Source organism: Rhodococcus sp. NPDC059179, from assembly GCF_042754885.1.
Taxonomy (GTDB): Bacteria; Actinomycetota; Actinomycetes; order Mycobacteriales; family Mycobacteriaceae; genus Rhodococcus_G.
The window spans coordinates 45,220-69,306 of the sequence record NZ_JBHZBV010000017.1; the positions used below are offsets into that span (position 1 = coordinate 45,220).

A 24,087-nucleotide genomic window follows, 5' to 3' on the forward strand; every position below is an offset into this window, starting at 1 on the left:
GCTGCTCACAGCGGGTCCCGCGAGACCGGGCAGGACATGCAGCGCGGGCCGCCCCGCCCGGAGCCGAGCTCGGACCCTGAGATGCGCAGCACCTCGATGCCCGACGCCTCCAGCCGGGAGTTCGTCTCGACGTTCCGTTCGTAGGCGACCACCACTCCGGGCTCCAGGGCGAGGGTGTTGTTCCCGTCATCCCACTGCTCGCGCTCGGCGGTGACGTGGTCGAGTCCGGTGTCGATCACCCGGAGCTTGCCGATCCCCATCGCGTCGGCGGCCGCCTTCAGGAACGGCTCCGCGCCGCGGATGCTGACCCCGTTGTCCTCGCGGCGAATGGTGAACGCGGACAGGCTGTCCTGTATCGCGGGGTACATCACCACCGCATCCACGTCGACCATCGTGCACACCGTGTCCAGATGCATCGACGCCCGGGACTGGGCGATCGGGACCACCAACACCGCGTGCGCCAGATCATCCTCGAAGACGCTGCGCGCCAACGCCTCCGCCCCGGCGGGGGTGGTGCGCTCCCCCACCCCGACGGCCACCACCCCCGGAGCGAGCAGCAGCACGTCGCCACCCTCGACCGGTGCCGTGTGCGACTCGTAGGCCCGGCGCACCCCGAGAAAGCGGGGGTGATGCGCGTAGATCAGGTCGGTCAGCGAGGCCTCGCGGACCCGGGCAGGCAGGGCCAGCGAGGTGATCGCGACCCGGTCCCCGATCCAGAACGACGAGTCCCTGGTGAACAGCAGGTTCGGTAGCGGCTCGATCACGAAGTCGCCGCCGTGGTGCATCCGACGCACCAGCGACGCGCCGCCGGGGCCGAGCGGCAGCTCGTCGAAGGTCAGGCCCGCGGTCAGGATGGTGGCCAGCGCCGCCGGCGGGACGCTCCGCAGATACGCGGCGAGCTCCTGCGCGAGCGGGTGCCCGAGCCTGCGGGGGTCGACGGCCGCCGAAATACCCTGCATGCGGGCGGCGCCGCTGACCGTCAACGCCTCGGTGAGCACCTCGGACAGCAGCAGCACCTCCACCCCTCGCGAACGAAGCAACGCGGCGAAGGCGTCGTGCTCCTCCTGCGCGCGGTCCACCCACGGCAATCCGTCGAAGAGCAGTTGGTCGTTGTTGCGCGGGGTCAGCCGCTTGAGCTCGTCGCCGGGGCGGTGCAACAGCACGGCACGCAGGGTGCCCACCTCGGAGTCGGCCCCCAGCACGGACGAACCCTCCACGGCGCTGCGCTCCATGGCTAGACGGTAATGCGCGTACGGCCGCCCCGCGAGGGCTACGCCGCGGACGGCCATTCCTCAACTATGGTCGAGGTCTACGACGGGAGACGCCGATGGAGATGCCGGACTGGAAGGCCAAGGAACTCACGCCAGGGCAACTGTCCGAGCGAAGCGGGGTTGCCGTGTCCGCGTTGCACTTCTACGAGCGTGAGGGGCTGATCGAGAGCCGCCGAACCAGCGGGAACCAGCGTCGCTACGCGCGGGACACGCTGCGCCGGGTGGCCTTCATCCGGATCTCCCAGCAGGTCGGCATCCCGCTCGCGGAGATCCGCGAGGCGCTCGACACCCTGCCCGAGGGCCGGACCCCGACCCGGGCCGACTGGGAACGACTCTCGACGAGCTGGCACGCCGACCTCGACCAGCGCATCGAGCAGCTCACCCGGCTCCGCGACAACCTCACCGGCTGCATCGGCTGCGGATGCCTGTCGATGAGCAGTTGCGCGCTGGCGAACCCGCACGACCGCCTCGCCACCGCCGGGCCTGGGGCCCGGGTGCTCGACGTTCGCCTGCGCCACTGAACGAACGACCCCAGGTCGCAGCGCACCAGGTCTCAGCGCACCAGGCCGCGCTCCCGCGCCGCCGCCACCGCGGCCGTCCTGCTGTCCACGCCGAGCTTCGAGAACACATGGACCAGATGCGACTTCACGGTCGCCTCGGTGACGAACAACTGCTTGGCGATCGCCCGGTTCGACAACCCGTCCGCGACCAGCCCGACGATCTCGGTCTCGCGGGCGCTCAGGTCCACCCGCGGCTCGCGGATCCGGCGGTACAGCCGTTGCGCCACATCCGGATTGAGCACGGTCTCGCCCCTGGATGCTGCCCACACCGCGTCCAGCAGCACCTGCGGATCGCTGTCCTTGAGCAGGTACCCGGCCGCGCCCGCCTCGACCGCGCGCAGGATGTCGGCGTCGGTGTCGTAGGTGGTCAGCACCACCACCCGCGGCGGGTCCGGTCGCGCCATGATCGCGGCGGTGGACTGCGCGCCGTCCATGCCCGCACCGAGACGCAGGTCCATCAGCACAACGTCCGGCCGTTCACTCTCCACCAACTCCAGGGCCTGCTCACCCGACGACGCCTCCGCCACCACGTCCAGGCCCTCGTGCGAGGACAACAGGGCGCGCAGTCCCGCCCGGACCACCGGGTGATCGTCAACCAGCAACAGGCGCAACTCCGATTCGGTCATGCCGGACCCCCGACGACGGGAAGCGTTGCCGCGAGCGCGGTTCCGTCGCCCGGCGTCGATTCGACCACCAACGAACCACCCAGGGTGCGGAGCCGGTCGCGCATCGACCGCAGCCCGAACGAGGCCGGGTCGGTGACCGAGCCCGGATCGAAGCCGACCCCGTCGTCCACGACATCGAGGCGCACCTCGTCCTGGTCGTAGCTCAGAGTCACCCGCACCTGCGCTGCCCGCGAGTGCAGCCGGACGTTCGCCAGCGCGCTCTGCGCGACCCGCAGCAGCGCCACGTCGAAGTCCATCGGCAGCGGCGCCGGATCCCCATCGACGCGCAGCACGCCGACGATCCCGGTGTGCTGCTGCAACTGCGCCAGCTGACGGCCAAGCGCCGACTCCAGCGAGGCTTCCTCGAGCGCAGACGGCGTCAGCGCCCCGACCACCCGGCGCGCCTCGCCGAGGTTGTCCTGGGCGGTCTCCGCGATCTGCGCAAGGATCGCCTGCTGGTCGTCGCCGCGCTGACCCGCCCGCGCCAACAGCACGATGGACGAGAAGCCCTGCGCGAGGGTGTCGTGGATGTCGCGGGCCAGCCGCGCACGCTCGGCGACGGCGCCCGCCTCGCGCTGCAGCGCCGCCAGTTCGTCTTGGGCGCTGAGCAATTCGTCGTGCGACCGGGTCAGCTCGTCCAACAGACGCTGACGCTGCTGGGTGTCGCGCAGCAACTGCTGGTAGATCACCGCCATCCCCGCCGCTGCGGTGGCACCGAAGATCGGACCGAGGAACGACGCGACGGTGTTGGTGCTGCCGTGCCACAGCGAGGCCGCGACGGCGACCGCGGTGATGACGACCGTCGCGGCGAGCGCGACCCTGGTCGAGAGCAGGTGGAAGCACAGGAAGAACAGCGGAAACGCCACCCACACGAACCCGGAGCCGAGCGCCGTCAGGCCGAGCCATCCGAGCACCAGGATCCCCAGCCACAGCGGTCCGTACCAGTCGCGATCGCCTGCTGCGTCAGCGGCTTGACGGGCGAACCACACCCCGAGCAGGTACCACGCCAACACCGCCGCGGCGAGCACCAAGGCGGGCAGCGGATGCGGCTCATCGACGGCGGCCCGGGCGACCCCGACCGCGAGAAGGACGACGAACAGCCCGTGCGCGCCGAACTGCATGATGCGCAGAACCGGCGTCGGGCCACGGTCATGGCGGTACTCCGGCAACAGCATTTCATCCACGCTAACACCACCTCGGGGCCCTGACCGGCCGCGATCGCGGATCTCCCACTTTCGATTGATCCGGGCACCCATCCGTTGCGCGATGCAAGGACCGGCGCACTTCGCCAGGCTGGAAGCCATGTTCCTCAGTATCCGTGACCTCCGATTCGCCAAGGGCCGCTTCGCTCTCATGAGCACCGTCCTGTTCCTCATCTCGCTGATGGTGGTGATGCTCTCCGGGCTCACCGCCGGGCTCGGGAACCAGTCGATCGCGGCGATCCAGAACGTGGGCGCGGACCGGTTCGCGTTCGGCGCACCCGCCGAGGGCCAGAAGGTCGCGTTCACCGACTCGCAGGTCACCGACGCCCAGCGGGCCCAGCTCGCGTCGACCCCGGGCGTGGATGCGGCCTCGGTCCTCGGCATCGCGCCGGTGCGGGTCACCGTCGGCGGCCGCGACGTCAGTGCCAGCGGCTTCGGCGTGGCCGGCGACTCGTTCGCCGCGCCCACCCCGCTGCGCGCGGGCGAGATCGCGGTCGACCGCACGCTCGCGGACGACAACGGGTGGGCCGTCGGTGACACCGTCGACCTCTCCGGACGACCGCTGACGATCAGCGCGCTCGTCGACGATTCGTACTACAGCCACCAGTCGGTGGTGTGGCTCGACCTCGCCGACTGGCACCTGCTGCCGACCGCGGGCGGCAGCGAGGGCACGGTGATCGCGCTGCGCACCTCCGGCGACTTCGACGCGTCCGCCGCCGAATCCGTCACCGGCACCGCCATCACCGACGAGAAGGGCGCGATCAACGCCATCGGCGCATACACCTCCGAGCACAGCTCACTGCTGCTGATGCAGGTCATGCTGCTGATCGTGAGCGCGCTCGTCGTCGGCGCCTTCTTCACGATCTGGACCATTCAGCGGGGCCAGGACCTCGCCGTCCTCAAGGCCGTCGGCGCCTCCACCCGGTACCTGCTCGGCGACGCGCTCGGCCAGGGCCTGATCGTCCTCACCCTCGGTGCGGGCCTCGGCACCCTCGCCGCGGTCGGGCTCGGTGCGGTGGCCGCGAACGCGGTCCCGTTCACCCTCACGGTGACCGGCACCCTGGTCCCGTTCTTCGCGCTGGTCGTGCTGGGCATGCTCGGCGCCACCGCCGCGCTGGCCCGCATCGTGAAGGTGGACCCGCTGACCGCGCTCGGTGCCGCGCGCTGAACCCCGACTGCCGTCGACCCGAACACAGGAGAACCACATGAGCATCACCCTGACCGACACCGTCCTGACCTACCCCGACGGCGACGCCCGGCTGCGCGCCCTCGACGAGGTGAACTTCGCCGTCGACCGCAGCGAGCTGGTCGCGATCACCGGGCCGTCCGGGTCCGGCAAGTCCAGCCTGCTCGCCGTCGCCGGTCTGCTGATCACGCCCGATTCGGGCACCGTCACCATCGACGGCACCGACGTCACCGGCCTGGACCGGGCGGCGCGCACCACCATGCGCCGCGAACAGCTCGGCTTCGTGTTCCAGCAGTCCAACCTGCTGGCCTCGCTGACCGCCACCGAGCAACTCTTGATGATCACCCACCTGGGCGGCGGCAGCGTCCGCGGCCAGCGCGCGCGGGCCCGGGACCTGCTGTCCTCGTTGGGACTCGAGAAGCAACTCGACCGGCGACCGCACCAGCTCTCCGGCGGTCAGCGGCAGCGGGTCGCGATCGCGCGGAGCCTGATGAACGATCCGTCGGTGCTGCTGGTGGACGAGCCGACCTCGGCGCTGGACGAGGACCGCAGCCGCGAGATCGTCGGTCTGCTGGCCACTCTCAGCCGCGAACGCGACGTGGCGATCGTCATGGTCACCCACGACCTCGGACAACTCGATCTCGTCGACGACGTCTACGAGATGCACAGCGGGGTCCTGACGAGGGCGGGTGTGCCGGCGTAGTCACACGAGTGAGCCCCCGAAACGACGAGCACCCCACACCCATGGTGAGTGTGGGGCGCTTCGCTTCACTTGGCGAACAGCCGCTAACTTCCGAACAGGCCTTCAAGCGACCCGCTCGAAGCGGGTGAGATCTCGATGGTCACGTTGGTGGTGGCATCCGGAACCACGCCGTTGCTCGCGGTGATTGCGATCGGGAACGACCCCTCCGCGGTGGGCGTCCCCGCCAACACGCCGGCAGCGGACAGGGTGAGCCCGGCAGGCAGCGGGTCCGTCGTGGTCACCGTCGGGACCGGGGTGCCTGCGACGGTGAATGCGAAGTTGTACGCGGCGCCGACGGTGCCCGCCGGCGGAGTGCCCGAGATGGTGGGGGCGTCACCGAACGGATCCACCGCGACGTCGAAGGTGAGGGTTCCCGGACCGCCGGCGCCAGAACTGACGCCGCAGGTGACCGGCGTCGTTCCGACCGAGAACACGCTGCCCGACGCGGGGGCGCACGGCCCTAGGGTGAGGCCCCAACCGTGGTCCTGGGTGGGGTCGTTCCAGGTGACCGTCGCGGTCCCGCCCGGGTCGGCCGCGACGTTCTGGTTGCCGGGGCTCACTGCCGTGTTGGTGAAGATCGCATCGGTGACGTCCGCGTTGTCCAGGTCGGTGGTCCCCACGTCGATGCCGATCAGGGCACCGGTGAGGTCCGCGTCGGTCAGGTTCGCGGAGTTCAGGCTCGACGCGACGAAGCTCGCGCCTGCCAACTCGGCGTAGGACAGATCCAATCCCGACAGGTCCTGGCCGGACAGGTCCGCATTGGGGCAAACCGTATGGGTGGCCGGGGTGGGATTGTCAACGATTGTGCATGTGCCGATGACGATGTCCGCCGCGGCGACCGGGGCCACCGCCATCGATCCGGCCGCGACCACCCCGACACCGAGCACCACCGCACCGCACTGTCGCGCCCAGCCACGACCGATCCGTGAAGAAGCTTTCATCGACGACGTCATTTGAACCCCTGTTCATCGGAGACTCGACTGTCTTGGCAGGAGGGGAGCTGACGCCAGTCGCCTGGCACACCAGCGCACCCATCCCAAGACCATGCCAGCGACGCGGACTACACGCAGGGGGATTGATGATCACGGTCTGTTCATGCACTTGGGGCAGAATCCCCAGACCCGAGAAGGCGCTGCACCCGGGATTCAGACGGGCGGCAGGAACTTGCTGAACTGGTCGTTGGCCTTCTGCATCACGAACTCGTACGGCGGCGCGAACTTTCGCGCCCACCAGTAGCCGAACCGGATGTCGTTGGAGGTGTAGACCAGGTAGCGGTTCTTCTTGATGCCGCGGACGATGCAATCCGCGACCTTTTCCGGCGAGACCGCACGTTTCTCGAAGCGGTGCACCAGCTTTCGCACCCGCGGATCGTCGCGGTCCACCCCGGCGATCTGCACGGTTCCGACCAGCGGGGTCTTCACCCCGCCCGGAACGACGAGGCTGACGCCGATGCCGTGCCGCTTCAGGTCGAAGCGCAGGACCTCGGAGACGCCCCGGAGGCCGAACTTGCTGGCGCTGTATGCGGCGTGCCAGGGCAACGCGAGCAGGCCAGCCGCGGAGGAGACGTTGACCAGGTGCCCGCCTCGACCCGCGCGCACCATCGGCGGCACGAAGTTCTCGATGATGTGGATCGGCCCCATGAGGTTGACGTCGACCATCGACTTCCAGTGCCGGTGTTCGAGGTTTTCGACGGTGCCCCAGGCGGAGATGCCCGCGACGTTCATCACCACGTCCATGCTGCCGTGCGCGCCGTGGACCTCCGTCGCCCACGCGGTGACGGCGTCGTAGTCAGACACGTCCAGCGCCGTCGCTGCAGTCACCACAACGCCCGTGCCTGCAATCATCGCGACGGTCTCCGCCAGACCGACCTCGTTGATGTCGGTGAGGAACAGCTCCGCGCCCTCCGCCGCGGAGGCAAGGGCAGTCGCCCGCCCAATCCCGCTGCCCGCGCCGGTGATCAGGCACTTCTTACCCCGCAGGTCCCTCACGATGTCCTCCCCTAACCGTCGTCCCTGTCGATCACGCGGAGTCTATCCAAATGCGGCGCCCCGCCCCGGTGAAGTCCGGGACGGGGCGCCATGGGTGGATCAGCTATCTGGATCGATCAGTTCTCAGGAACCGAACGTCGGCATGGAACTGCCGCCACCGGGGCCGGGCACCGGCTCATCCTGGATGGTGATCGTCGTGGACGCCTCGGAGGGGAGGAAGCCCGGCGCACCTGAGTACACCGCGCGGACGTCGCGCAGACCGCTCGTGGTGAAGAGGTAGCTCTGCGTGCCGTTTCCATCCTTCACGGGGGCCGGGTTGCCGAGCGGCTCGGGTCCGCTGAAGAACTGGACCGTACCGCCGGTCGCCCGCGGCGCGATGTTTGCCCGCAGGAAGACGTAGACGCCCTTCTGCGCGACCGCAGGCACATTCAGGGTGATCGTGGTCGCGACATCCGCCGCGCCCGGATCCGTGATGTTGAGGGTCTGCGCCGTCGCGGTGGAGCCGGCGAAGCCGGGTGCGCCGGAGAAGACCGCGGTGATCGTCTTGTTGCCTGCCACCGCGAAGTTCTGCGTCACGCTGGCCTTGCCGTCGGCGCCGACCGGGGAGGTCCCCAGCTCGGTCAGTCCGTTCTTGAACGTCACCGTGCCTGCGCCCGGGAAGGGCGAGACCTGCGCCTCGATGATCACGTCTACGTTGATCGGGGAACTGCTGGGCATGATCAGCGTCGTCTGGGTCGTCTGGTCGCCCGGATCAACGGTCACCGACTGCACCGCCGAGACCGACTCGGTCGCGAACGGCGTCGCCAGGAACTTCGCGGTCAGGTCGTGCGGACCGGCCTGGTTGGCGGCCGGCTTCCACTTGAACGCCGCGGCGCCGGCGTCATCCAGTGCCGCCGTACCGATCTCGTTCGTACCCGAGAAGAACTTCACCAGGTCGCCCGCGCGGCCGCCGAGCGTCTTCGCGGTCAGCGTCGACTCAGTGCCCGCCTTGAGCGGGCCGACCGGCTCGAGCACCGTGGTGCTGACGTTCTTGGCCACCACGTACGCCGGCCCAAGGGTGAGGTTCTCACCCGAGGATGCCGCGGCGCCGTACTTGAGACCGGTGTTCAGCGCCACCTCACGGGCACAGTTGGCCCCGATCACGTACTGGAACTCGAAGGTCGGCGAGGTGGACGCGTCCCAGCTGCCCGAGACCCGGAGCAGGCCCGCCCCGTTGCTCGCCAGGGGCACGGGAAGGCCGGCAACCTTCGCCGAGTCCTTCTTATAGGTGAGGCAGGTGTTGCGGTGGTCCTCGAAGAATGTGACCGTGTCCGTCCCGGCGATTGTCGTCGACACCGTGACCACCTCGCCCTCGAGCGGGGCGACATTGCTGATCGTGCGGGTGAAGTTCTTACCCCCGTCCGCCCATGTGATCGTTCCTGGCGCGGCGCCCGCGGCACCCGCTCCCATCGTCACCGCGAACCCCGCGGTGACGGCAAACGCACCCGTCATCGCGATGGTGCGACGCACAGTCCTCCCCGACATGCATTTCCTCCCAAAGATGAGGGCGCCCACACATGTTGGGGTGCCCTGGTGTGTCGTCACGGAATCCGAACCACCCGCTACGGAGCCGTCGGCGTGCACAGAATCGAGCAGAAGTAGACCACGCGACCCCCGCGCCCGACGTGGTTTTCGCAGAAGAAATTGGACGGTTGTGCAGCTCACCGCGAACCGCGGGCTAACGGCGTCGCCCAGCGCGACCGGACACCCGGCCTGAGCGCTTCACGCCGACTGATGCCGACGCGTCTCATCCGTCACAGGCGTCACAGCCTGGTCGACATCTCGTCCTGGTAGTCCCGGATCGTCTTCTCGATCGCGTCCGCACCCTCCGGATCCCCGTGGCGGCGAGCCTCGTCCGCTCGATCCCGCAACGTCCCGATCGCCTTGCGCAATTCGTTGTCGGTCATCCTGTGATCCATGTCACCAAGTGTGCCCGGCCCGGCGGCCCGGGGCCAGTAACGAATCCGGCACACCGCGGCGACCCGGGCCTTGACTGCCACGCCGAGCGCGACCAATGTTGATCACATGCATTCGGGGGCCTCGCGCCCCGGTCGAACGGTCGCGAGGACGGTCGCGAAGACGCGCGCGCACGAACCGCACGACGGCTCGTGCAGGCAGCCAATGACACGTATCGGGACAACTGACCCACCCGCGCCCGTCGCACCCACGACCGCTGCCGACACCACGCATTCGGACACCGCCATCCCCGACGTCGTCGCGGCGCTGCGCGTGACCTTCGCCCCTGGCCGGACCAGGCCTGCCTACCCGCCCTACACCGACCGGGCGATCAAGCTGTTTCGTCGGATGTACCGGGCCTGAGAAGTGCGAGAACAATCTCAAGGAGGAGCACGATGAACACGCCACCGCAGACACTGTGCGAGGCCTTCCAGTCGACAGCCGCGCGCTACCCGGATTCCGTCGCGCTCCGGACTCCCGGCGACGGCGTCGTGATCACCTGGCGCCTCTACGCCGAACGGGTCCGCAGGATCGCCGCAGGACTGGCAAAGCTCGGGGTCGGGCGCGGCGACACCGTCGGCATCATGCTGACCAACCGGCCCGAGTTCCACCTGGTCGACACCGGTGCCCTGCACGCCGGGGCGACCCCGTTCTCGGTCTACAACAGCCTCGCTGCCGAGCAGTTGAACTACGTGCTGACCAATGCAGGAAACAAGGTCATGATCTGCGAGGAGCAGTTCCTGCCGGTGATCGAGAGGGCCCGCGCCGGCACCGCCGTCGAGCACGTGGTCTGCATCGACGGCACTCCCGTGGACACCATGAGCCTGCAAGACCTCGAGGCGAACGGCCACCCGGACTTCGACTTCGAGGCGTCCTGGCGGGCCGTCGAACCCGGCGACCTGCTCACCCTCATCTACACCTCCGGCACGACGGGGCCGCCGAAGGGGGTGGAGATCACCCACGCGAACATCCTCGCCGAGTACGACGCGATCAGGGCTATCGAGGACTGGGGCTCGGATGACCGGCACGTCTCCTACCTGCCCGACGCGCACATCGCGAACCGACTCTTTCACTACGGCAGTCTCAACTGCGGCCTCCAGCTCACCACCCTCGCGGATGCGAAGCAGGCGATCACGGCGCTGCCGGACGCTCGGCCCACGGTGCTACTCGCGGTCCCGCAGGTCTGGTACAAGGTCAAGGCGGCGATCGAGCAGGCGCTGGCCGACGAACCCAGCGCGGCGAAACGGCAGATGGCAGCGTGGGCCGTCGGACTCGGCCGCCGTAAGGCCCGGCTGGAGTCCGATCGGGCTCCGGTGCCGCGGACCCTGACCATCCAGCACGCCCTCGCCGACCGATTGGTGCTCGGGGCCGTCCGCAAGAAGCTCGGGCTGGATCGGGTACGGATCGCGATATCGGCGGCCGCAGCGCTGTCGCCGGACGTGCTGGAATTCGTGCTCGGGCTTGGCATCCCGTGCGTCGAAGCGTGGGGCTTGTCGGAGACCACCGGCGGAGTCACGGTGAACCGGCCCGGAGCCATCCGGATCGGCACCGTCGGCCAGGCGGTCAAGGGCGCGAAGCTCAAGCTTTCGGAAGACGGCGAACTGCTGGTCTCCGGTCCAATGGTGATGAAGGGCTATCGGGGAGCCCCAGAAAAGACCGCGGAGGCCATCGACGACGACGGCTGGCTGCATACCGGCGACATCGCGACCATCGACGACGACGGCTACGTCCGGATCGTGGACCGGAAGAAGGAACTGATCATCAACGCCGGCGGTAAGAACATGTCGCCGTCGAACATCGAGGGCACCATCCGCGCGGCCAGTGCGCTGATCGGCGGCGCGGTGGTGATCGGCAACGACCGCCCCTACGTCGTCGCCCTGCTGACGTTGGACCCCGACGCCGCGGCCGCGTTCGCCACCCGCAACGGCATCCACAACGGCTCGCCCGGCGACCTGGCGTCGAACCCCTTGGTGCGGGCGGAGATCGACCGCGCCGTCGAGGCGGCCAACGAGAAGCTATCCCGCGTCGAACAGGTCAAGAGGTTCACCCTGTTGTCGGCGATCTGGGAGCCGGGCGGTGACGAGTTCACCCCGACGATGAAGCTGCGGCGGCGGCCCATCGACACGAAATACGCTCGCGAGATCGAGGCGCTCTACCCAGGCTGACAGGCCCGCCACACGGGTGTGGCCCCTGACGGTGATCGTCAGGGGCCACATCTGCGTATTCGGGTCGCTCCGCCGGCTACGCTCCGGCGGATCCAGATCAGGATCCGAAGATCGATCCGAGGCTGCCGGCGCCACCGGGGGTGCCAACGCCGCCGCCCGGCGCCACGACCACGGATTCCTGGTCGGCGGACGCGTTCACGGTGCCCGCACCGGAGTACTCGGCAGTGATGACGCGCTGGCCTTCGTTCGCGGGCGTCCACGTGAGGCTGGCCTGACCGCTCTCGTTCACCGGGGAGGTGCCGATCACGATGTCACCATCCTTGAAGGTGACCGTGCCGCCCGCGTTGCCGGGAGTCACCTGGGCCGAGACCGTCTGCGCCACACCGACCTTGGGAGCGCCGCCCAGCGTGAGCACGGTGGTCGAGTTGGTGTTGCCCACCGGGGCCTCCGCCACGGTCACCGTCGCGGTGGTCGTCGACCCCGTGACGCCGGAGCGCCCGGAGAACGTCGCGGCGATCGTGCGACTACCCGCGGTCGACGGCACCCACGTGTAGGTGGCCACGCCGTTGGCGTCGACCGGCACGTCGGCCAGCGTCGCCGCGCCGTCCTTGAACGCGACGGTGCCACCTGCGCCCGCGGGCGACACGGTCGCCTTCAGCACCGTGGACCGACCGACCTCCGCGCCCGAGACCGGGGCGAGCACTGTCGAGGACACGGCATCGGCCTGCGAGACCTGCACGGTCTGCACAGGCGACTGCGAGCCCTCGGCCCGAGGGGTGGCCAGGAACTTGGCGGACAGGCCGTGCGCGCCGCGCGTGGTGGGCGTCCAGTTGAAGGTCGCCTCACCGGCCCCGTTCAGCGCGGCATCGCCGATCTTCACTGCCCCGTCGTAGAACTCGACATTGTTGCCCTCTGCGCCACCGGTCACGGTCGCCTTCAGCGGTACGGACTGCCCGACCTGCACGTCGGACGGCGTGGCCAGAGCCGTGGTGGAGGTGTTGATCCGGACCGTGACCGCAGGGCCCTTGTCCTGGTAGACGCCCTCACCGAGCGTGCCGTTGTAGTGCGTCGTCGTGGCCAGCGGCACACCGCGGGCGCAGTCCGCCCCGACCTTGTACGAGAACTCGAAGGTACGCACGTTCGGCTCGATGTGAGGGTAGAGCGCCCAGCTGCCGGCGACCTTCGCGAACTCCGGCCCCTGGCTGTCCAGGCCCCTGGGCGACCCGTCGACCTTCGCCGAGCCCTCGACGAAGGTCAGGCAGGTCGGGTGTACGTCCTTGACCTGCTGGATGTACTCCACGACACCACCGGTGCGATCGAACTTGGTGGTCGAGGTGATGACGTCGCCCTCCGCAGGGTTCACGTCACTGATCGTGCGGGTGATCCGCTCGTTGCCGTCGTCCCACGTCACGCTCGCAGGCGCAGCCCCCGCGACGCCCGCACCGACCGTGGCCGCGAACCCGGCCGACAAGGCCAGCACGCCAGCCCCACCGACCACGCGACGAATGCTCTTGTCAGACATACACTTCCCTCCACATGGCCGACCGAGGACATCGAGAACCGTCCCTGCCGTCCAGATATTTGTATTGACCAGCACCCCTCCGTCGCACCGCGATGACGTCCCGGGCCGCTGAGGCGACATGAAGTAGATCACATTCGCAATGTGTCCAATGTCTCTTTTGTGAATGACATGGACAGTCGTCTGACAGTGCCTCGCCGAGCCGATCAGCGGGGCAGATGGACGACGACGATCACGTGACCCGATCGCGGCAACGCCCGCCGGCCCATGACCACCAAGCCACGCCCAATCTCCCACCAGCACAGCCGCAATGCCCAGCATGCCCACCAACAGGATGCGCGTGCCGCCGCCGTGTGACCTGCCGTACACCCGTGGTGCGCCGGACAACGCAAAAGGCGCTCCTCCCGGAGGAGAAGCGCCTTTCGACTGGTGGAGCTGAGGGGAATCGAACCCCTGACCTCTTCGATGCGAACGAAGCGCGCTACCAACTGCGCCACAGCCCCGAACCACGCCCCCGAAGGAACGCTCGGCAACTGTAGCAGCCCGGCCCGCCACAGAAAAAATTGGCAGGTCCGGACGGGATTCGCCTGGCACCGGCACGGTTTCCGACCGCGGGGCGGACCCTCAGCCGGAGAGGTCGACACCGCCCCGTGTGGAGTCCAGGATCGTCTGCCCCTGCGGGACCGCGCGCCACTGGTCGAAGGGCTGGGCCAGCGCGAACCGGCCGTCGGCCTGTCGCACCAGGGTCCTGGTCTCGGCGTTGCCCGGGTTGTTCAGCGACTCGAAGTACTCGACCGACCAGTGGAACCAGCGCATGCAAAACAGCCGCATGGTCAGCCCGTGCGTAACGACGAGAGTGTTCGGCGGGAACCCGGGCTTGGCACGGTGCCGGTACAGCGTCTCCATGAAGGTGCTCACCCGATCGAAGACATCCGCACCCGACTCACCCTCGTTGAACCGGTAGAAGAAGTGACCGTAGGTGTTGCGCAGCCCGGTCTGCCGGGAGATCTCGTCCGGGTCCTGGTAGTTCGCCCAGTCCTGTTCGCGCAGACGGGGTTCCTCGATCCGGCGCTCGATCAGGTCGTCGATGCCGAGCGCCTCGAGGGTCTGGTAGGCCCGCAGGTACGGCGAGACGTACACGCAGACCTTCTGGCCGTCGAACTGCTCGCGGAGCCGCTCCCCCGCGACCCTGGACTGCTCGACACCGCGCGCGGTCAACGGGATCCGATAGTCGGGCACCCGCTCGTAGATCCCGGGATCGATGTTCGCCTCGGACTCGCCGTGCCGGAGCAACACGATCCGCTCGGGGCCGGCACCCTCGGCCGTGCCGGTCAAGCTACTGACCGACGACCCGGCGCATCTCCTCGGGCGCCGCTTCCTCCCCGAACCCGATGTCGTAGTGATCGAGGTGCTCGAACACCGGGTCTTCGTCGTCCACCTCGAGCACCACCGCGCCCGGGCGGCGCAGGCGGGCCGGGATCAGCCGAAGCTCGTCGTCCTCGCGGGACTCCACCCCGAGCCGCGAGCGGCCGAGCCGCGCCATCCGGCGCCGACGGATCTCCTGCTCGAACTGGACCTGCCTGCGCATGTAGGCCAGGTAGCCGCCGAGGCCTGCAACGGCCGCAGCAGCGACCCACCACAGCATCGGCGAGATGATGACCGCGAGTGCCGCCGACATGATCGACAGCAGGAGCAGGCCGAGGACGGCGCGCTGACGGAAGCCGTACCGCGCGGCCCGCGCGATGGCGTCGGCCTCTGGGTCGAACCCGCCGCGCCCGCGGCGCTGCGGGACGTACTCACGAGCCGCGGCCCGCTCGTCGTCGATCTCGTCGACTTCTACGTGGGTGTCCATGCGGTCCTCCGCATACCTGGGGCGAGTGTCTTCGCGGCGCCAGTTCGGGTCGCTGCGGTGTCCTGAGGCTGGACCGCGGTGCTGCTGACGCGCGAGGTGGTCGCGGTCGAGCACACGGGTCGCCAGCGCTGCATCGGTGGTCTGACGGATCCGAGGGCGACGTTTCGCCTGCATGGGCAGCAGCACGAAGAGCCACATCCCGACCAATGCGATCCACAGGATCGAGTTCGGCATACCGGCGACCTCCCTCCCAGTCGTCTACCAGCACATTTGACTCAATCAGCCCACTCAGGCTAATTGCCACGGCGCGCAGTTCCCCGCAGACGCGCCGACTCAACTTTCCCAACAGTCACAATAGTCACTCGACCCGTTGGTGTTTTGCACTACCCGCCAGATAGGAGTCGACCGGGTCCGCGCGTCATCCCCACGCTGCCTTGCCCGCCCGGACCAACCGGTCGCTCACGGTGCCCTCGACCTCTTCGAGCGTCATCGCGACCAGCAGGTGATCGCGCCACGCCCCGTCCACGTCCAGGTACCGCCGCAGCAGTCCCTCCTCGCGGAACCCGACGTTGCGGAGCACCGCCTGGCTCGCCAGGTTCTCCGGGCGCACGGTTGCCTCCACCCGGTGCAGCCCCAGCGCGCCGAAGCTGTGATCGAGCCCGAGTGCCACCGCGGCGGTGGCCACCCCCTGGCCGCCCACCTCCCTGGTCACCCAGTAGCCGATCCATGCGGATCGCAGCGCCCCACGCACGACGTTTCCGATCGTCAACTGCCCACAGAATTTTCCGTCGAGCTCGATGACCAGCGGCACCATCCGGCCCTTGCGCGCCTCGGAGCGCAGCGAGCCGCACAGCCCGGGCCAGTTCCCAATGTGATGGCGGCCGTCCCACGGCCCCTCGCCGGTCGGCTCCCACGGTTCGAGATGCGCCTGGTCGCGGATCCGGATCCGGCTCCAAGAGGCGGCGTCGCGCAACCGGATCGGGCGCAGCGTCACCCGCCCGGCACCCACGGTGAGCGGCCCGAGATGCGCCGGCCAACCGGGATGCATCGAGTACTTGCGCAGCGGCGTTCCCAACACTCAGCCTCGCTGCGCGAGGAAGGCCACGTCGACCTCGTCGCCGGTCCGGACCTCCGTGACCTCCGGATCGACCAGGACGAGGCAGTTCGCCTCGGCGAGCGTCGCCAGCAGGTGCGAGGAGGAGCCGGGCGCGCCGCCGAGCGCCTGCACCAGGTACTCCCCCGTCGACTCGTCGCGCATCAGCTGCCCGCGCAGGAATCCCTTGCGGTTCTCGATCGAGGTGATCGGTGCCACCGTGCGGGCGGTCACCACCCGGCGCATCGGCTGCCTGCGGCCCAACGCGATCCGGATCAGCGGCCGGACCATCACCTCGAACACGACCAGCGCGCTGACCGGGTTCGACGGCAACAGGAAGGTCGGCACCTCGTCGCGGCCGAGCTGGCCGAAGCCCTGCACCGACCCGGGGTGCATGGCCACCCGCTCCACCTCGAGGTCGCCGAGATCACGCAGCGCCTCCCGGACCTGGTCGGAGGCCCCGCCCCCGACCGCCCCCGCGATGATCACGATCTCCGAGCGGATCAGCTGACCCTCGACCACCTCGCGCAGCCGACGCGGGTCGGTGCCCGCGATGCCGACCCGGTTCACGTCGGCGCCCGCGTCGCGCGCGGCCGCGGCCAGCGCGTACGAGTTCACGTCGTAGACCTGCCCGGGCCCGGGGGTGCGGTCGACGTCCACCAGCTCGCCGCCGACCGAGATGACCGACAGCCGCGGGCGCGGATGCACCAGCACCTTGTCGCGTCCCACCGCCGCGAGCAGGCCGACCTGGGCCGCGCCGATGATGGTGCCCGCCCGCACCGCGACGTCGCCGGGCTGCACGTCGTCGCCGATGCGCCGGACGTAATCGCCGGATCGCACCGGGCGGAGCACCTTCACCCGGTTCAGGCCGCCATCGGTGCGATCGAGCGGCAGCACCGCGTCGGCGAGGGTCGGCAGCGGTGCGCCGGTGTCCACCCGCACGGCCTGCCGCGGTTGCAGCCGGATCGGTTGGCGCGAACCGGCGACGACCTCGCCGACCACGGGCAGCGTCACCTCGACCGGCTCACCGCCGTCGCCCCGGTTGTCCCCGCCCGCGCCCGCGACATCGACACTGCGCACGGCGTAGCCGTCGATCGCGGCCTGATCGAACCCTGGCAGCGGGCGCTCGGTGACCACCTCTTCGGCGCACAGCAGACCCTGAGCCTCCGAGATCGCCACCCGGACCGGCCGGGGCGCGACCGCGGCGGCCGTCACCCTCGTCTGCTGCTCCTCAACCGAGCGCATGTAGTCGCCGCCTCCCGACCCCACTAAGGTCCCGTCTGCTGCAGTCTCTGAGTGAGCCAGTCGCGCAGGGAAGGACCGTATTCTTCACTGTCCAGGGCAAAGTCAACCGCAGCCCGCAGGTAGCCTCCGGGATTTCCGAGGTCGTGTCTCGACCCGCGGTGCACCACCACGTGAACCGGGTGCCCCTCGGAGATCAGCAGCGCGATCGCGTCGGTCAGCTGCAGCTCGCCGCCCTGGCCCGGGGTGATCCGGCGCAGCGCGTCGAAGATCGCCCGGTCCAACAGGTACCGGCCCGCGGCCGCGAAGGTGGACGGCGCGTCCTCCGGCTTCGGCTTCTCGACCATCCCGGTGACCCGCAGGACGTCCGGATTCGTCGCGTCCGGCACCTCCTCGACCTCGAAGACGCCGTAGGCGCTGACCTGATCCTTGGGCACGTCGATGGCGCACAGCACGCTGCCGCCGCGCTTCTCCCGGACCCGGGACATCGTCTCGAGCACCCCGCGGGGCATGACGAGGTCGTCGGGCAGCAGCACCGCGATCGCCTCCTCGTCGTCGTCGAGCACGCATTCGACGCAGCCGACGGCGTGGCCCAGGCCCAGCGGCTCGTCCTGGATGACCGACTCCACCTCGAGCAGGCCCTGCGCCTTCCGGACCTTCTCGAGCAGGTGCGACTTGCCGCTGGCCTCGAGCTTGCTCTCGAGAACCAGGTCCTCGACGAAATGGGCGACGACGCCGTCTTTGCCCTCCGAGGTGATGATCACCAGCCGGGTGGCGCCGGAATCGGCGGCCTCACCGGCGACGAGCTCGATGCCAGGGGTGTCCACCACCGGCAGCAGTTCCTTCGGCACCGTCTTGGTCGCGGGCAGGAACCTGGTGCCCAGGCCTGCTGCGGGCACAACCGCTGTGCGGAAGTGCCTGTTCTTGTTGGTGCCGGCCTCTGTCATGCAACACACCCTATCCATCTCGTCCGTGCGCTCCGGATTCTAGGGTTAGGACCATGAGGCCGCGGACCAGGGGAACAGGGTGGCAACGATGACGAACGCGGCGACGAAGGCGCAGTGGCGGGCCAAGGTGCTCGCCGGACGGCGATCACGCGACCCCGAGACCAGGGCTGCCGAGGATCGCGCCCTCGCCGCGGCTGCGTCGGATCTCGGCGGCGAACTCGGGCCGTCGGCCACCGTGTGCGCGTTCGTCCCGGTCGGCACCGAGCCGGGATCGACGGCGCTCCTCGACGCGCTCGTGCCCCGGGTCGCACGGATCCTGCTGCCCGTCGCCAGGGACCCCGGCCCGCTGCACTGGGCCGAGTATCAGGGCACCGACGCGCTGGTCGGCGCCCCCTTCGGCCTGCGCGAACCCGGTCAGCCGCACCTACAACCGTCCGTCATCTCGGAGGCCGCGGCGATCCTGATCCCGGCGCTCGCGGTCGACGATCGGGGCGTCCGGCTCGGCCGGGGCGCGGGGTTCTACGACCGCACCCTCGGCCTGGCCGATCCGACCGCCCGCCTGATCGCGGTGGTTCGCGACGACGAGGTGGTCGCCGAGCTGCCCGACGAGTCTCACGACGTCCGGGTCGGCTGGGTGCTCACCCCGGTCGGCGGGCTCCGCGCGCTGGGAATAGGAAGCTGATTACCGGCGTTGGCACTCCTGACTGTAAAGTGCTAACGCCTGCCGTATCACCACCCAGGCCTGAGTACCCCGTGCGGAGGATCCTTCAGTGCCCACCTACTCGTATGCCTGCACCGAATGCAGCAACCGGTTCGACATCGTGCAGTCCTTCACCGACGACACCCTGACCGTGTGCTCCGAGTGCTCCGGCAAGCTGCGCAAGCTGTTCAACTCCGTGGGCATCGTCTTCAAGGGCAGCGGCTTCTACCGCACCGACAGCCGGGGCAGCGGCGGCACGGCCAGCGAGCCCGCCAAGTCCGATTCCTCGGCCTCGGCCCCCACGAGCAGCGCATCGACGAGCGCGTCGGCGTCCACCGCGAGCGCCGGTGCGACCTCCGCTGCCAGCTAGTCCCACGTTCTCCACAGCCGCCGGATTCATCCACAGGGACGCCTCCGCGGCGGTGATGGCCGTCGGCTGCGCCCCTAGCGTGGTCGCATGGACCGCGCACCCCGCCCCGGCAGCAGTCGCGCCGAGCGTCTCGATCCGACCTGGGCCGATCGACTCTCGAGGCTGACCAGACCCGGGCCTGCCCGCGTCACGGCCGTGCGCCGGGTGCTCGCCGCCGCGCTGGCGCTGACCGCCGTCGTCCTGCTGTTGCGCGGCGACCCGGCGGACGACCGGGTCGCCGTCGTGGCTGCCGCACACGACCTGACGCCGGGTCTGATCCTGGGCGCCGACGACGTGCGACTCGTCGAACTGGTCGCCGCGACGGTGCCCGTGGGCGCCCTCCGCACCCTCGACGACGCGGTCGGCCACACCCTGACCGGGCCCGCCAGGGCCGGTGAGACCCTGACCGATGTCCGGATGCTCGGACCACGTCTGGCGAATGCAGCCACCAACTCCTCCGACGCCAGAGTCGTCCCGATCCGTCTGGCCGACCCCGAAGTGACCGACCTGTTACGTGAGGGCGATCGGGTGGACGTGTTGACCGTCGACGCCGACACCGATGGACCGGCGCCGGCTGCCAGGGTGCTCGCCTCCGCCGCCACGGTGATCCTGGTATCCCCCAACGACTCCGGGCACGGCGCGCGGGAGCGCGTGGTGATGCTCGCGTTGCCCTCCGACCAGGCGACAACGGTCGCGGCGGCCTCGCTGTCGACCGCGCTCACGGTCACCTTCCACTGACCTCAGGACCCGTTCCCGGTTGCGCCATCGCCCACGCGGTCCCTAGCCTTTTCCTATCCGAGAGCATCGCTGGCCGACGGAACGGAGACCCAACTCATGCTGAAGGGCTTCAAGGACTTCCTACTCAAGGGAAACGTGCTCGACCTCGCCGTGGCGGTGATCATCGGTGTGGCCTTCACCGCGATCGTCACCGCATTCACCGGCAACATCGTGGAACCCCTGATCGCCGCGCTCGGCGGTTCCAATGAGATGGGCTTCGGTTTCCAGATCACCGACAGTCCCGAGACGTTCGTGAACATCGGCGCCGTGATCACCGCGGGGATCAACTTCATCATCATCGCGGCGGTCGTGTACTTCATCCTGATCGTGCCCTACAACCACGCCAAGGAGCGGTACATGAACCAGGAGGAGAAGGAGGCCACGGACATCGAGTTGCTCACCGAGATCCGCGACCTGCTGGGCAGCGACACCGCGCGACACCGGAGCTGACGCGCCGGTGCTCGAAAGCACTCCGGGCCCGTACCGAATTCGATACGGGCCCAGAGTATTTCAACTCAGCCGAACTGCTGGTCAGCCGATGCTGAAGGGCTTGCCCCACAGGGTGACGGTGCCCTTGACGTTCTCGGTGTCGACGGTGACGTTGACGTAGGAGCGGGCCTGGGCGTAGCCGGCGCAGCCTTCGACGCTCATGGTGGAGTCGGCCCAGGTGACGCTGCCAGAGGCGCCCTCGAAGGAGTGCTCGCCCGAGTGCGACTCGCCGCCGAAGTCGTCGGCGGACTCGAGGTCGAGGACCGTGAAGCTCGCGGCCTCGCCGGGTCCGATGGAGACAGCGCCCGTGGTCCCGGCGGACGGTGTCATCGTCCCTTCCACCATGTCCGCTTCGAGTCCGGTGTTTGCGCCGGCCTCGCCGCCGAGGGTGAGCTGGCAGGCCACGACGTAGCCGGGCTCGATGTCGCCGCCCTCGGCGCCGGAGCCGCCGGCGATCTGGACCTTGGCCGAGCCGGAGACCCACACGTTGCGGTGCAGCGGAGTCGAGCCCATCGAGCCGGAGATGTTCGCAGACTCGCCGGTCATGGTGACGGTGACGACGGTGCCGTCGGCGAGGGTCTTGGAGATGGTGCCGCCGGGCAGCGGAACGAAGGTGTCGGCGTGCGCCGCACCGGCGGAGAAAAAGCCGAGGGCGATGGCGGCGGCGCTGCCGGCGCTCGCGATCTTGAGGCCGCGACGCAGGCCGGTGGTGGAGACGTTCATGAATTCCCCTTTGAGGGTTCAGGTTTCAAGTTCAAGGTGTGGACTGTGCGCGATTTGTACCCAGTCGGGGTGACACGCGCGCACGGGCGGCGCAGCCGCCTCGCTAGCCGATGCTGAACGGCTGGCCGTACAGGGTGGTCTTGGAGTAGTCGTTGCCGACGATCTCGACCACAGTGTAGGCGCGGGCCTGGGCGTAGCCGCCGCAGTTCTGGATCTCGATCTGGGTGTCCTGGTACTGCACGGCGTACTTACCGTTCTTCTTGATGTCCTTGCCCGCGACGTTCACGAACTTGACCTGACCCGCCGCGAGCGGGACGGTCAGCGAACCCGACATCGACGGACCGTCCAGGCTGATGCCGCCGCCGATGGAGCCACCGAGGCCGGTGATGTCGACCTGGCAGCCGACGATGTAGCCGGTGCTGATCCGGGAGACGCCGTGCGTGGAGGAGTTGTTGGTGCCCTTGCCGTTGGTGGCGCCGTTCCAGGGGCCCGCCTCGCCCTCGCCCGAGACGCCGGTGACGTCCGCGGTGACGGTTCCCGAGACCCACGCGACGCGGCCCGCGCCGTTGGCGGCCAGCGACGGCGAGATCAGGACGCTCTCGCCGGTACGCCCGACGACCGCACCCGGACCGGCCTTCTGGCCATCCGGCAGCGGCACAAAGGTGTCGGCATGCGCCGCGCCGGTGGACATCAGGCCGAACGCCACCACGGCAGCACCGACACCGGCGCTCATGCTGATGGCGCGGGTGCGGTGTGCGCCACGCTTACGGATCTCGCTCATTGAATCCCCTCACAGGTTCTTGCGCTCACCCCTCGCCAGAGGAGGCGGTGAGCACGGTTGCCCCGCAAAGCTAAAGGGTTAAACAGCCTGCGAATAGATCGGAAACCTCACTTTTACACATCATTAACTGTGCGGGTGACCCAGATAACAGCAAAAAGCCGGGGACGTCGGAAATGTCCGTTTCGTCCCCGGCTTGTGCCGGTCGATCACACAGTTGTGATTGGTCCTCGACCCGCCCGTGATTGGGCCTTGGCCGTTTCGTGATTCAGGCGGGTGATCAGCGCTGCTTGATCAGCCGAGACTGAACGGCTGTCCCCACAGGGTGATGGTGCTGCTGACGTTCTTGGTGTTGGCGGTGACCTTCACGTAGGAGCGAGCCTGCGCGTACCCGGCGCAGCCCTCGACGCCGATGGTCGAGTCGGCCCAGGTGACGCTGCCGCTCTTGCCCTTGAAGCTGTTGGCGCCCGAGTGCGACTCACCGCCGAAGTCGTCGGCCTTCTCGAGGTCGAGGATCTTGACGTTCTTCGCCTGACCCGGGCCGATGGTCACACTGCCCGTGGTCTCGGCGGACGGCTTGACCGTTTCCTTCGCCAAATCGGCCTTCAGGCCGGCGCCACCGCCGGCCTTGCCGCCGAGGGTGAGCTGGCAGGCCACCACGTAGCCGGGCTCGATCTTGGCGCCGTCGGCGTTGGCTCCGGAGAGCACGACCTTCGCCGAGCCGGAGACCCAGACGTTGCGGTGCAGCGGCGTCGAGCCCATCGAGCCGGAGATGTTCGCGGACTCGCCGGTCATGCTGACGGTGACGACAGTGCCATCGACGAGGGTCTCGGTGATCGAGCCGTCGGGCAGCGGGACGAAGGTGTCGGCACTCGCCGCACCTGCGGAGAAGAAGCCGATGGCGATGGCGGCGGTGGCACCGACGCTGGCGATCTGCAGCCCGCGGCGCAGGCCGGTCTTACTGGCGTTCATGAATTCCCCTCTGAGGGTTCAGGTTTCAAGTTCAAGGTGTGGACTGTGCGCGATTTGCACCCCAGCTGGGGTGAAATTCGCGCACGGGCGGCGCAGCCGCGCGTCAGCCGATGCTGAACGGCTGGCCGTACAGGGTGGTCTTGGAGTAGTTGTCGCCGACGATCTCGACCACCGTGTAGGAGCGGGCCTGGGCGTAGCCGCCGCAGTTCTGGATCTCCAGCTGGGTGTCCTGGTACTGCACGGAGTACTTGCCGTTCTTCTTCATGTCCTTGCCCGCGACGTTCACGAACTTGACCTGACCGGCCGAGATCGGCACGGTCAGCGAACCCGACACCGACGGGCCCTCGAGGCTGATGCCTCCGCCGATGGAGCCGCCGAGACCGGTGATGTCGACCTGGCAGCCGACGATGTAGCCGGTGCTGATCCTCGAGACACCGTGGGTGGAGGAGTTGTTGGTGCCCCGGTCGTTGGTGGCGCCGTTGTACGGCCCCGCCTCGCCTTCCTTGGTGATGCCCTTGACGTCCGCGGTGACGGTGCCCGAGACCCACGCCACGCGTCCGGCGCCGTTGGCGGACAGCGACGGCGAGATCAGGGCGCTCTCACCGGTGCGGGAGACGACCGCCCCCGGTCCGGCCTTCTGCCCGTCGGGCAGCGGCACGAAGGTGTCGGCATGAGCCGCACCGGACGACATCAGGCCGATCGCCACCGCAGCAACGGCACCGACGCCCACAACACTGGCGCCACGGCGCAGACCGGACTTGCGGTTCTCGCTCATTCGTTCCCCTCATAAGGTTCTGATACTTCTCAGGCCT

Annotated in this window: 26 protein-coding genes and 1 tRNA gene; 9 read left to right on the forward strand and 18 right to left on the reverse strand. The window is 69.0% G+C overall.

The features are described 5' to 3' along the window. Positions 1-5 precede the first annotated feature (5 nt). Positions 6-1,232, reverse strand: coding sequence for an arginine deiminase (locus ACFXMV_RS21985; RefSeq protein WP_378501908.1), 1,227 nt, complete (start codon positions 1,230-1,232; stop codon positions 6-8). Positions 1,233-1,327: 95 nt separating this feature from the next. On the opposite strand from ACFXMV_RS21985, the gene soxR reads away from it, so the two are divergent. After that, on the forward strand, positions 1,328-1,792 hold the full coding sequence (soxR, locus tag ACFXMV_RS21990; protein ID WP_378501907.1) for a redox-sensitive transcriptional activator SoxR: 465 nt from the start codon (positions 1,328-1,330) through the stop codon (positions 1,790-1,792). Between the two features lie 32 nt (positions 1,793-1,824). Here soxR and ACFXMV_RS21995 read toward each other — a convergent pair whose 3' ends face one another. Both ACFXMV_RS21995 and ACFXMV_RS22000 read right to left on the reverse strand, forming a co-directional pair. After that, positions 1,825-2,457: a response regulator gene (locus ACFXMV_RS21995; RefSeq protein ID WP_378501906.1), complete on the reverse strand. Its 633-nt coding sequence runs from the start codon at positions 2,455-2,457 to the stop codon at positions 1,825-1,827. Further along, entirely contained in the window at positions 2,454-3,671 is a 1,218-nt protein-coding gene (locus ACFXMV_RS22000) for a sensor histidine kinase (protein WP_378503601.1), read from the reverse strand. The genes ACFXMV_RS21995 and ACFXMV_RS22000 overlap by 4 nt, the downstream gene beginning before the upstream one ends. A 127-nt stretch (positions 3,672-3,798) precedes the next feature. On the opposite strand from ACFXMV_RS22000, the gene ACFXMV_RS22005 reads away from it, so the two are divergent. Beyond that, entirely contained in the window at positions 3,799-4,866 is a 1,068-nt protein-coding gene (locus ACFXMV_RS22005; protein ID WP_378503602.1) for an ABC transporter permease, read from the forward strand. A 37-nt stretch (positions 4,867-4,903) separates the two neighbouring features. Continuing rightward, positions 4,904-5,587 carry an ABC transporter ATP-binding protein gene (locus tag ACFXMV_RS22010; RefSeq protein ID WP_378501175.1) on the forward strand — a complete coding sequence of 228 codons (684 nt, stop codon included), beginning with the start codon at positions 4,904-4,906 and terminating at the stop codon, positions 5,585-5,587. 83 nt (positions 5,588-5,670) lie between these two features. Here the strand turns inward: ACFXMV_RS22010 and ACFXMV_RS22015 are convergent, their stop codons facing one another. From ACFXMV_RS22015 to ACFXMV_RS22030, 4 genes are all read right to left on the reverse strand, one after another. Beyond that, on the reverse strand, positions 5,671-6,567 hold the full coding sequence (locus ACFXMV_RS22015; RefSeq protein WP_378501174.1) for a pentapeptide repeat-containing protein: 897 nt from the start codon (positions 6,565-6,567) through the stop codon (positions 5,671-5,673). Positions 6,568-6,771: 204 nt separating this feature from the next. After that, positions 6,772-7,614, reverse strand: coding sequence for an SDR family oxidoreductase (locus ACFXMV_RS22020; RefSeq protein WP_378501173.1), 843 nt, complete (start codon positions 7,612-7,614; stop codon positions 6,772-6,774). A 123-nt stretch (positions 7,615-7,737) separates the two neighbouring features. Continuing rightward, complete coding sequence (locus ACFXMV_RS22025) at positions 7,738-9,138, reverse strand: Ig-like domain-containing protein (protein ID WP_378503603.1); 1,401 nt, start codon at positions 9,136-9,138, stop codon at positions 7,738-7,740. Positions 9,139-9,416: 278 nt separating this feature from the next. Continuing rightward, positions 9,417-9,560, reverse strand: a complete 144-nt coding sequence (locus ACFXMV_RS22030; RefSeq protein WP_378501880.1) for a hypothetical protein — start codon at positions 9,558-9,560, stop codon at positions 9,417-9,419. 214 nt (positions 9,561-9,774) lie between these two features. Here ACFXMV_RS22030 and ACFXMV_RS22035 point away from each other — a divergent pair, with 214 nt between their 5' ends. Then, a complete protein-coding gene (locus tag ACFXMV_RS22035; protein WP_378501879.1) occupies positions 9,775-9,972 on the forward strand; it encodes a hypothetical protein in 198 nt (65 codons plus the stop codon). Between the two features lie 32 nt (positions 9,973-10,004). Beyond that, a complete protein-coding gene (locus ACFXMV_RS22040) occupies positions 10,005-11,774 on the forward strand; it encodes an AMP-dependent synthetase/ligase (RefSeq protein WP_378501878.1) in 1,770 nt (589 codons plus the stop codon). Positions 11,775-11,871: 97 nt separating this feature from the next. Here ACFXMV_RS22040 and ACFXMV_RS22045 read toward each other — a convergent pair whose 3' ends face one another. From ACFXMV_RS22045 to ACFXMV_RS22075, 7 genes are all read right to left on the reverse strand, one after another. Further along, the gene (locus ACFXMV_RS22045) at positions 11,872-13,296 is read right to left on the reverse strand and encodes an Ig-like domain-containing protein (RefSeq protein ID WP_378501273.1); all 1,425 of its coding nucleotides are present in this window, start codon (positions 13,294-13,296) and stop codon (positions 11,872-11,874) included. Between the two features lie 424 nt (positions 13,297-13,720). Then, positions 13,721-13,796: transfer RNA gene (locus tag ACFXMV_RS22050), tRNA-Ala, on the reverse strand. 121 nt (positions 13,797-13,917) lie between these two features. Next, positions 13,918-14,628, reverse strand: coding sequence for a phosphoglycerate mutase family protein (locus tag ACFXMV_RS22055; protein WP_378501272.1), 711 nt, complete (start codon positions 14,626-14,628; stop codon positions 13,918-13,920). Position 14,629: 1 nt separating this feature from the next. Further along, a complete protein-coding gene (glpR, locus tag ACFXMV_RS22060) occupies positions 14,630-15,379 on the reverse strand; it encodes a gephyrin-like molybdotransferase receptor GlpR (protein WP_378501271.1) in 750 nt (249 codons plus the stop codon). A 184-nt stretch (positions 15,380-15,563) separates the two neighbouring features. Then, positions 15,564-16,193: a GNAT family N-acetyltransferase gene (locus ACFXMV_RS22065; RefSeq protein WP_378501274.1), complete on the reverse strand. Its 630-nt coding sequence runs from the start codon at positions 16,191-16,193 to the stop codon at positions 15,564-15,566. A 30-nt stretch (positions 16,194-16,223) separates the two neighbouring features. Further along, positions 16,224-17,483 carry a gephyrin-like molybdotransferase Glp gene (gene glp / locus ACFXMV_RS22070; protein ID WP_378503604.1) on the reverse strand — a complete coding sequence of 420 codons (1,260 nt, stop codon included), beginning with the start codon at positions 17,481-17,483 and terminating at the stop codon, positions 16,224-16,226. Positions 17,484-17,506: 23 nt separating this feature from the next. Further along, positions 17,507-18,427 carry a UTP--glucose-1-phosphate uridylyltransferase gene (locus ACFXMV_RS22075; RefSeq protein ID WP_378501607.1) on the reverse strand — a complete coding sequence of 307 codons (921 nt, stop codon included), beginning with the start codon at positions 18,425-18,427 and terminating at the stop codon, positions 17,507-17,509. A gap of 88 nt (positions 18,428-18,515) precedes the next feature. On the opposite strand from ACFXMV_RS22075, the gene ACFXMV_RS22080 reads away from it, so the two are divergent. From ACFXMV_RS22080 to mscL, 4 genes are all read left to right on the forward strand, one after another. Further along, a complete protein-coding gene (locus tag ACFXMV_RS22080; RefSeq protein WP_378501606.1) occupies positions 18,516-19,109 on the forward strand; it encodes a 5-formyltetrahydrofolate cyclo-ligase in 594 nt (197 codons plus the stop codon). A gap of 88 nt (positions 19,110-19,197) precedes the next feature. Then, positions 19,198-19,497 (forward strand): FmdB family zinc ribbon protein, encoded by a 300-nt coding sequence (locus ACFXMV_RS22085; RefSeq protein WP_378501605.1) that lies wholly within the window; start codon positions 19,198-19,200, stop codon positions 19,495-19,497. A gap of 87 nt (positions 19,498-19,584) precedes the next feature. Further along, positions 19,585-20,274: an SAF domain-containing protein gene (locus ACFXMV_RS22090; RefSeq protein WP_378501604.1), complete on the forward strand. Its 690-nt coding sequence runs from the start codon at positions 19,585-19,587 to the stop codon at positions 20,272-20,274. A gap of 96 nt (positions 20,275-20,370) precedes the next feature. Then, positions 20,371-20,763, forward strand: a complete 393-nt coding sequence (mscL, locus tag ACFXMV_RS22095; protein WP_378501603.1) for a large conductance mechanosensitive channel protein MscL — start codon at positions 20,371-20,373, stop codon at positions 20,761-20,763. Between the two features lie 81 nt (positions 20,764-20,844). Here mscL and ACFXMV_RS22100 read toward each other — a convergent pair whose 3' ends face one another. From ACFXMV_RS22100 to ACFXMV_RS22115, 4 genes are all read right to left on the reverse strand, one after another. Then, entirely contained in the window at positions 20,845-21,525 is a 681-nt protein-coding gene (locus ACFXMV_RS22100; RefSeq protein ID WP_378502166.1) for an MspA family porin, read from the reverse strand. Between the two features lie 103 nt (positions 21,526-21,628). Next, positions 21,629-22,306 carry an MspA family porin gene (locus ACFXMV_RS22105; RefSeq protein WP_378502167.1) on the reverse strand — a complete coding sequence of 226 codons (678 nt, stop codon included), beginning with the start codon at positions 22,304-22,306 and terminating at the stop codon, positions 21,629-21,631. A gap of 291 nt (positions 22,307-22,597) precedes the next feature. Continuing rightward, complete coding sequence (locus ACFXMV_RS22110; RefSeq protein ID WP_378502168.1) at positions 22,598-23,275, reverse strand: MspA family porin; 678 nt, start codon at positions 23,273-23,275, stop codon at positions 22,598-22,600. 103 nt (positions 23,276-23,378) lie between these two features. Further along, the gene (locus ACFXMV_RS22115) at positions 23,379-24,050 is read right to left on the reverse strand and encodes an MspA family porin (protein ID WP_378503605.1); all 672 of its coding nucleotides are present in this window, start codon (positions 24,048-24,050) and stop codon (positions 23,379-23,381) included. Positions 24,051-24,087: the final 37 nt, after the last annotated feature.